Genomic DNA, 8,002 nt, shown 5'->3' on the forward strand with positions numbered 1-8,002 from the left:
GACCTGCAGGTGGTTGCGGCTGATGCGAACTATTCGTGGAGCGACCTCCGAGAGGAGTGTCGCTCCACCTCAACGCGACCGCTCATCAAACACAAGGAGCATACCCCGCTGAAGAAGGCGCACAACGTCCGGATGGACGCTGATGCCTATCACCAGCGGTGGATGAGCGAGACTGGCTTCTCGCTGTTGAAGGACGACGACGGCGAAAAGCTGCGCTCCCGGAGCTGGCACGGCCAATTCCGGGAGCTGACACGGAAGTGCATTGTGCATAACCTGACGCAGGCGGCGAGTTAGGGCTCGCCGCCTACTCCCCTTCTCCGGACGGATCCAGGAGAGGCATCGCCGTCGTCACCTGAACGGGACGGCTAAGATACCATAGTTCTGACCCTTCAGCAAAAGCCGCTAGTGACAGCTACTGCATCTTCTGACCCCAAGAACCGGACTCCTACGCCGTGAAAGCGTAAGGAATCGACCCCCCCGACGCTGTCTTGCGTTCAACAAGGCAACCCATGTTCTGGTTTTTCATATTCGACTCGGTATCGCGAGGGTGGAGTGACACGAGAACACCGCTCAAGTTAATGGGGCTCAGTGTATTCATCAATGTCCATATCGATCCGATCGCCATCCACGGCTTTTCGGCGAACCCGTTTTTCGGATGGGTCGGACTCCACTCGCTCGAAGCGGTGCTCCTGACGCAAACGGGTTTCACCGGTTACGGCGTCAAGGGGGCTGCAATCGCGACGGTGTTCTCCAGATCTGTTGCCGCGGTCCTCGGCCTCTCCATTCTTTTTTCTGGCCAGAGTGGACTCACCGTCACACTCGAAACCCTCCGATTACGACGAACGACACTCTCCGACATCGTTACGGTCGGTGTCCCGACAGCGATCGAAATGGGATCTCGTGCAAGCGGTATCGCAATTCTAACCGCGATTATCGCGATAGAAGGTGATGCCGCCGTCGCGCCGTACGGAATCGCCGAATATCTCGCCGCACTCCTGTTCTTACCGGCCCTCGGACTCGCAAGAGGGACTGAAACCACGGTCGGCCAGAATCTTGGCGCTGATCAGGTGAGGCGTGCGAAGCACGCAGTGTACCTGAGTACAGGCATGGTAATTGTCGTATTCGTTTTCGCGGTTGCAGCTGCATATCCCTTCGCGGAATCTATCGTCAGCGTCTTCCTGACTGCTGAGACGAACAGTGGAGCTGCCGAGGCCATAATCCGGAGTAGTGCTGCATACGTGTGGATAGTCGGCCCCGCGATGATTTTCCTCGGCGTATTTCAGGTACACTTGCGGCTTTCCGAGGGAGTGGGAATACGAAACTTGCGATGGCACTGTCTGTCCAAGAGTTGTGGATGTTCCGGCTCCCGTTGAGCTATGTGTTTCTAACGTGGTTCGAAATGGGCATCGTCGGCGTATGGTATGCAATCGCATTATCATATATTATCTCGACGATGATTACCGCGGTGTGGTTCCTCCGAGGAACGTGGATTACGTCCCCCTCGCTCTGAAGAAAATTGGGATGTAATAGGAATATAGCACAGTCGAGCGCGTATTCTAAAGTGGCCCGCTTCACCGAACGGTGTGTCGGTTTGTCTCAGAATTTATGGATCGAATTCAGCGCACAGCTTGAGTGAGAATCCGCGATTCTAATTTCTGGAGGTGCTCGCCCACTGTGGCTACACTGAGGTCAACTTGGTCGGCGATTTCTCTGAGACCCACCTGCCGCGGCACATCGTAGTACCCCTGTTTAATCGCTAGTTCCAATAATTCTTGCTGGCGATCCGTCAGCAGAGACGTAAGCTGCCGCATATCTGAGTGATACTCGCCGACCCCTTCGAGCGTAATCTGAATTCCGTCAGGGATTTCTGCGATTGCCTCTCGAATCTTCTTGTCGTCTCCAAGCATGGTTATCCGAAGCCCACCGCGATCGGTGTATTCCATCGGCCAGTCCACAACGATCTCATATCGTCGGAATATACCGAGAAGGTCAGTCATGAGGGCATTCGCTCGAAAATGGAGGTAGACCAGCCCGTCCGATGCCTCAGACCGCTCAATTGATAGCACCTCTGGATCCGCCTCAAGTACTTTCGTGGCCTGTTCAAGGTCACCACGGAGTTGATACAGTGCTACGCCGGTTCCGTCATCCAAGAGGTTGATGTAGTGAATCGCGTCACCGATTACTGCTTGGTCGGTACACTCACCGTTAGAACAGTGTTCATCGACTATCCGAGAAATTACGAATATGATATATCTCATACTATCGGTTCGTTCTTTCTGCTTATCGGGCTCAGGACAACCGTATTGGGTCGCTGTGTCTAGTAACAAATTGATTGGGCTGCGTTTGTCGCGGGCAGTGGCGCATCGAAGGAAGAGTAGGCAGCGTACATATTTATACCTGCCTCAAATGTTCGGCGCTATTTGCATGCAGAAGTGGAGCGTCTAGATCACCAACTCATGCCGAACATTAAAACTGGAAGCGACACCACGAACCGGACGGAAACGAAACCACCAACTGCTGGTCAGCCGATCTTCGCCGCGCTCGCTGAGCGCTTTGACCTTACCGAGCATCGGCGGTATCTCACACGCGACCTCAAGGGGACGATACTGAATCTCGGCGTGGGGAGCGGTGCAATGTTCTCGTACCTGCAAACAGCAGTCCAGCGTGATCCAGCACTCGATTTGCATGCAATCGAACCGGATCCCAAGAGGCGGCGGCAGGCGAAGCGGACAGCCAGCAGGTACGATCTGGACATACACCTGCAATCAGGCCGGGCTGAATCCCTGCCCTATGCGGACGATACGTTCGATGTGGTCATCGCTTCTGCGGTGTTCTGTTCGGTGCAGGATCCGTCTCGAGCGCTCAAGGAGGTCCACCGCGTTGTGAAGCCGGATGGCGAATTTCGCTTTCTCGAACACGTCCGGGCGGACGGTCTGCGTGGCTACATCCAAGATGCGGTGACACCGCTCTGGAAACGGATCGACAATGGCTGCCATCTCAACCGACGAACGGACGACTGGATCTCAGCAGGTTCCTTCGTTCTCGACGAAATCGAGACGCTGAGTCTCGGTGTTAGCCCGTCCAAACCCTTCGTGCGCGGAACTGCCACGCCAGTGAGCCATACCAAAACTGACAGCCGAATCGATAGGAGCGATTATGACTCTTCGAGCATGGTGACATCCTCGGGTGATGATCGATTCCGGGAATCGCACTGAAACATGAACGCGAAAGCAACTGTGTTGACAATCTTCGGCGCCATCGTGGCGCTTCTCGGGATATTATGGTCAGTTCAAGGCCTTGGACTCATCCAGATAGATCCCATTTTGTGCGCCGCAGACTGCGAACCGATCACTGGACAATCAGTGCAGTGGGCGGTTATTGGCGTGATAGCCCTGTTCGTGGGAATCGTCATTGTCTGGGCGGGACTGAGAGGCGTAAATCGATGATGGTTCCGAGTGGAGTCCTCACGACTATCACCGGGAAAAGAAACCAACAGTGGAACTGAGGAAGTGGTTGTATCGTGGCGAATGCCCCGATCGGGTCGCGCGTCTCATCGACCGGTTCACCGCCGCTCTCCGAGCGCAGGGTCGGCCGCAAGTCTAGGACTCGTTCAGGGCCACCGCGGCGCGAACGAGGGACTTGAAGGCTTTCTCGTCAATCTCGTCACCCTCGTGAATGTCAATGGCGCGACTGACGTTAGCGTCGAGGCTGGCGTTGAAGAGACCTGCCGGATCCTCGAGGGAAGCACCTTTGGCAAAGGTCAGTTTTACCTTCTTCTTGTACGTCTCGCCAGTACAGATGTTCCCGTCGTGGACCCATACCGGAACCCCATGTGGGTTCGACGGCTTTCTCCATTTCACTTCCTCGACCACATCGGGGTCGGCCTCCTTGATGAGACCACGCATCCGGGAAAGCGTCTCGCCCCGCCAGTCGGAAAGTTCCTTGATTCTCGCGTCGATCAGCTCGGAGGGAGATTCGTCGTTCTCTGAGGCTTCACCTGTCATGACTGCTCTCCTCCAGGCGTCTTGGGGTGTCTTTGCTGAATCGGGATGCAGAACATCTGAGTTGTGTACCAAGACGTAACTTGCTCAGCGACTCGCTCCTCGTCGCCGACAGAGCAAGCGCCCGGATGCGAAGCGATGTATCGTTCAGTTCTCTGAGCGCCTCACGCCCGGTATGCCCGCTTGCATTGGTCACCAATACCGTTGAAGTGGTTCGTTGTATCATACTACTCACAGCTACTCAGGAGACGCACGAGCATACGAATGCTGCCGAACACTTAGCGTGGCTTTATCAACTTGGTATTCTAGTCGTGTCCCCACCGCTTCGGCCCCAACTCGCAGCGATATACGGAACGCAGCCGTCACAGTACGGGTTGTTGCATGCCTACTACGCTGATGTTCAGCACGTTCTCGAGGCATGTCCACGCAACTACCCATTGACGGCCCAACTGTCACAAATCCTCGATTCCCCTCATATCTCACCTCCAAATGCTCGGCAACATGCTTTCGCTCCTCGTGGAGTTGGATGTGATCAGTGTCTATAGCGATCGCAACAACGGGAACCGGTATGGTTTGACGCAGTACGATCCCAACAGAATGTAGCATCTCGTCCTTGTTTTCGAGACCGTGTCTGCCCCGTTGTCTTCTGTTAGAGATTAGTAGCGTATACCACTATCTTCGACCGTGGGGAGTTGACGAGATAGGCCAGTGAGATGACGTCTCGATTGGACTTTCGGCAAAACGCAATCGTGTTTTGAGAGATTGGTCATAATTATTTTTTCTTGTTCTGGTCTTGATCTAACTGGGTCGGTTGTTACCGACTCCATACCCCAACGGCCCCCACCACTGGAATAGTCTACGAAGCATAGGCCAAACAAGAATGAAACGTCATTAGGTACCACGCGTGTCTGTCGTGGCGACGCCCCAGTCGAAACGATTTGCCACCATTGACTCACCATGGAGTTTCACCACGACTGGGGCGTCGCAAATTCCATCCCTTGCAATCCCAACCCAGTAGATGGTAGCTCTCACGGGATATTTCACTGCTGAACCAGACGCCGAAAATCCGTTCACGCCTGGTGACCGGGTGGTGAAAGCAGGTGACGATGTCGTTGTCAACATCATCGATGCGTTCCAAGGTAGTGAGCGAGAGGCAACTATCATCTCGTTAGTGTTAGAGATTCGCCATATCAGGCCCTCCAGCAGAACCAGACGCTGACTTTCTCCCTCCCTATTTGCTGAACGAGAGGACTTACTGCCGAGCAACAGCATGCAGGGACCAGCAGTCGATGCCACGCCACCAAAGCACACGCGTCGGGTGATGGTCGTGACCGAACCGACCGTTCGAAGTGCGATGCTGGGGGCAATCCATGCACGCTAGGACGCGAGTGTCCGGACGTTCACGGCTGCCGCCGACTGCTGTCGGCTCTGCGCACAGTTCTGTACCCATATTCAGAACGAAGAACTCTACGGCTTACTCGAACGTCTCGATATATGAGTTCACTGTAGGGTGGGAAAGGTATCTGAGACGAATCTGGAGGTTGCCGAGAATCCTTCACGCCGGATGACTACGTCATCAAAACGGATTACGACGACCCGAATCGGGCGGTGGTAGTCGAGGTGAGTCAGCTACCCACGACTGAAGTCGTGGGAGATATCACTCACCCGTCACATGTTGGCGATCACGCCCTCCAGATTGTTGAGGAAGCCCCCCCAGCCCTCGCTGGCGCCGTCGACCATCTGGGCATCGGGGAGTTCGTGGGTGAGGACGACCTTGGTTCCGTCGTCTGCGTCGTGGAACTCGTACGTGACGCGGTTCACGCCCTGCGGGGTTTCCTCCACGGTCACGAGGCGTTCGTGCTTGACGACCTCCTCGAACGTGCCTTCGTTGTCCATCTGGTGCTCCTCGCCCGTCCAGCTCACGGACATCCCGCCGCCGGGCACGGGGTCGAGCGCGTGTACCTCCGCCTCCATGCCCGCCGGCACGAACCACTGCGCCAGCTCGTCGGGATCCGTGAACGCCCGCCACACGCGCTCGCGGGGCGCGTCGAAGGTTCGCCGGACGGTCAGCTGGTTATCGTCGGTCATTCGTCGTCCTCCAACAGTGCTGCCAGGTTCACGAGGGAGCTGTTCCACCCCTCGTTGGCGTCCTCGGGCGGGATGGCCTCTGGAATGTGCTCTTGGTGGACGGTGACCTCGGTTCCTTCGGGCACCGCCTCGAAGGTGACTGTCACCGTCATCTCGCCGGCCATCTCGGGGTCTTCGGTCTCGAACGCGTCCGTCTGGACGATGCGCTTGCCGGGCTCAAGCACCACATAGGTGCCCCCGAAGGAGTGGTCGTAGTCGGCGAACGCCTCGGTCTCACCGGTGAACGTGATCCGATACGTCCCGCCCTCCTCGGGTTCCAGATGGTGGACCTCCGCGCTGAAGCCGGTCGGCGGGAGCCACTGGGCGAGTTCGTCGGGATCGAGGAACGCCCGGTACACCCGCTCGGGCGGCCACTGGATCACGCGACTCACCGTGATGCTCCGTTCCTCGGTCGTCGGGTCGGCATCGTCGCTCATTCGTTGTCCTCCTCCGTGGCCGGCTCGTAGGTGAGCACGACGACGCCCGAACTGAACGCCTCCGTGTCGACGAGGCGCATCGTCGTCGGCGCGCTCGTGCCCTCGAAGAGACGCTTGCCGCTCCCCTGGACGACGGGGTGAACCATGAGGCGGTACTCATCGACGAGGTCGTGTTCCACCAGCGTCTCCACAAGGTCGCCGCTGCCGTTGACGAGAATGTCCTGTCCATCCTCCTGTTTCAACGCGGCGACTGCCTCGGCGACATCACCGTCGATGATCGTGGAATTGTTCCACTCGGCTTCCTCAAGACTCGTCGAGACGACGTACTTCGGGAGGCTGTTTATTCGGTCGGCGAAGCCTGTCTCATCCGTCCGGTCGGGCCAAGCGTCCGCGAACGATTCGTAGGTCGTCCGACCTAGCAGGAGCGCGCCCGACCTGAACAACTCGTCGTGCTTGTACTCTTGTTGCTCCTCGCTGAAGAACGCGAACGACCACTCCTCCGGTGCCTCCATGACGCCGTCGAGCGTCAGGAACTCCGAGATGATCAGGTTTCGCTGGGACGATACGGTGGTAGTATTATCACTCATTCTTGATCTTCCTCCAAGTGGGTGGCTAACGCATCGAACCGATCTTCCCAGAAGACTCGGTACCGAGTGAGCCATCCAAATGCAGCACTTAGCGGTGCGGCGTTTAGGTGGCAGCGACGAACTCGACCGTCTTTCCTAATATCGATTAGGCCAGCGTCCTCAAGCACATGAAGATGCTTGGAGACGGCGGCTAAGGAAACGTCGTGCGGTTCAGCCAGTTCGCTGACGCTCTCCGGCCCGTCGGCCACCTCTTCGAGGATGGCCCGACGGATGGGGTGTGCCAGCGCCTGGAAGACCGCGTCGAGATCGAAGTCGTCCGGCAGTCGTTCAACCATCCGGTTGAATGGACATCGGACATATACTTAACTCTTTGGTTGAACGTGGTCGATAGGCCATTTACCGGTCATTCACGGCAATGGCAACCTGTTCACGAAAATCATAACAGTAGCGGTGACGGTACCCGGTGGCAATGACGAGCGAGACCGGGCGGGTGTTTAAACGGCTTCTCGGAGTGGTCTGAAATGGGACAAACCTGGGCACAGTCGACGACCTCGTTCACGACGAGGATTACGACACCTCTAGACTCTAGACTCGCGACGACTCGTGACTCTGTTCGGCGGCACTGATGAGCGCTTCTGGAGCAAGGAGTTCAACAAGTCCAACTACCGAGAGTATCGTGCGAAGCATGGTGTATACATTTGTCGTCCATTATGTTCAACCCTGCTCTATAGTCGCTAGTTGTCCACTCTGGCTCAGGAGTCCAGCAGCTGATACGTAGTCCTGAGTGAAGCGGGTGAATCAGGAACCTGATTCATCCGCTGTCCGGATACGCACCTGGTGAACCTACCAA

The 8,002-nt window shown here is 56.6% G+C and carries 9 protein-coding genes and 1 pseudogene; 4 read left to right on the plus strand and 6 right to left on the minus strand.

Going from position 1 to position 8,002, the window contains the following annotated elements; genetic code table 11:
- The coding region (locus ACR3FF_RS24265) for a transposase (RefSeq protein ID WP_458190697.1) at positions 1 to 294 on the plus strand (294 nt) is incomplete at its 5' end.
- Between the two features lie 284 nt (positions 295 to 578).
- A complete protein-coding gene (locus tag ACR3FF_RS24270) occupies positions 579 to 1,373 on the plus strand; it encodes an MATE family efflux transporter (protein ID WP_458190699.1) in 795 nt (264 codons plus the stop codon).
- A gap of 243 nt (positions 1,374 to 1,616) precedes the next feature.
- On the opposite strand, the gene ACR3FF_RS24275 is transcribed toward ACR3FF_RS24270, so the two are convergent.
- Positions 1,617 to 2,258, minus strand: coding sequence for a helix-turn-helix domain-containing protein (locus ACR3FF_RS24275; RefSeq protein WP_458190700.1), 642 nt, complete (start codon positions 2,256 to 2,258; stop codon positions 1,617 to 1,619).
- Positions 2,259 to 2,456: 198 nt separating this feature from the next.
- Here ACR3FF_RS24275 and ACR3FF_RS24280 point away from each other — a divergent pair, with 198 nt between their 5' ends.
- Positions 2,457 to 3,215, plus strand: coding sequence for a class I SAM-dependent methyltransferase (locus ACR3FF_RS24280; protein WP_458190702.1), 759 nt, complete (start codon positions 2,457 to 2,459; stop codon positions 3,213 to 3,215).
- 384 nt (positions 3,216 to 3,599) lie between these two features.
- On the opposite strand, the gene ACR3FF_RS24285 is transcribed toward ACR3FF_RS24280, so the two are convergent.
- Positions 3,600 to 4,004: a DUF1801 domain-containing protein gene (locus ACR3FF_RS24285; RefSeq protein WP_458190703.1), complete on the minus strand. Its 405-nt coding sequence runs from the start codon at positions 4,002 to 4,004 to the stop codon at positions 3,600 to 3,602.
- Between the two features lie 1,243 nt (positions 4,005 to 5,247).
- Between ACR3FF_RS24285 and ACR3FF_RS24290 the strand changes: the two are divergent.
- Positions 5,248 to 5,499: pseudogene (locus ACR3FF_RS24290) on the plus strand (DUF7509 family protein); the annotation flags it as partial.
- A 170-nt stretch (positions 5,500 to 5,669) separates the two neighbouring features.
- On the opposite strand, the gene ACR3FF_RS24295 reads toward ACR3FF_RS24290, so the two are convergent.
- From ACR3FF_RS24295 to ACR3FF_RS24310, 4 genes are read right to left on the minus strand one after another with little or no spacing between them, the layout of a single operon-like run.
- Entirely contained in the window at positions 5,670 to 6,089 is a 420-nt protein-coding gene (locus ACR3FF_RS24295) for an SRPBCC family protein (RefSeq protein ID WP_458190704.1), read from the minus strand.
- Positions 6,086 to 6,565 (minus strand): SRPBCC domain-containing protein, encoded by a 480-nt coding sequence (locus ACR3FF_RS24300; RefSeq protein WP_458190705.1) that lies wholly within the window; start codon positions 6,563 to 6,565, stop codon positions 6,086 to 6,088. The genes ACR3FF_RS24295 and ACR3FF_RS24300 overlap by 4 nt, the downstream gene beginning before the upstream one ends.
- Positions 6,562 to 7,152, minus strand: a complete 591-nt coding sequence (locus tag ACR3FF_RS24305; protein WP_458190706.1) for a dihydrofolate reductase family protein — start codon at positions 7,150 to 7,152, stop codon at positions 6,562 to 6,564. Before ACR3FF_RS24305 ends, ACR3FF_RS24300 begins: the two co-directional genes overlap by 4 nt.
- A complete protein-coding gene (locus ACR3FF_RS24310; RefSeq protein ID WP_458190707.1) occupies positions 7,149 to 7,487 on the minus strand; it encodes an ArsR/SmtB family transcription factor in 339 nt (112 codons plus the stop codon). Before ACR3FF_RS24310 ends, ACR3FF_RS24305 begins: the two co-directional genes overlap by 4 nt.
- Positions 7,488 to 8,002: the final 515 nt, after the last annotated feature.

It is taken from the genome of Haladaptatus ordinarius (assembly GCF_054177595.1).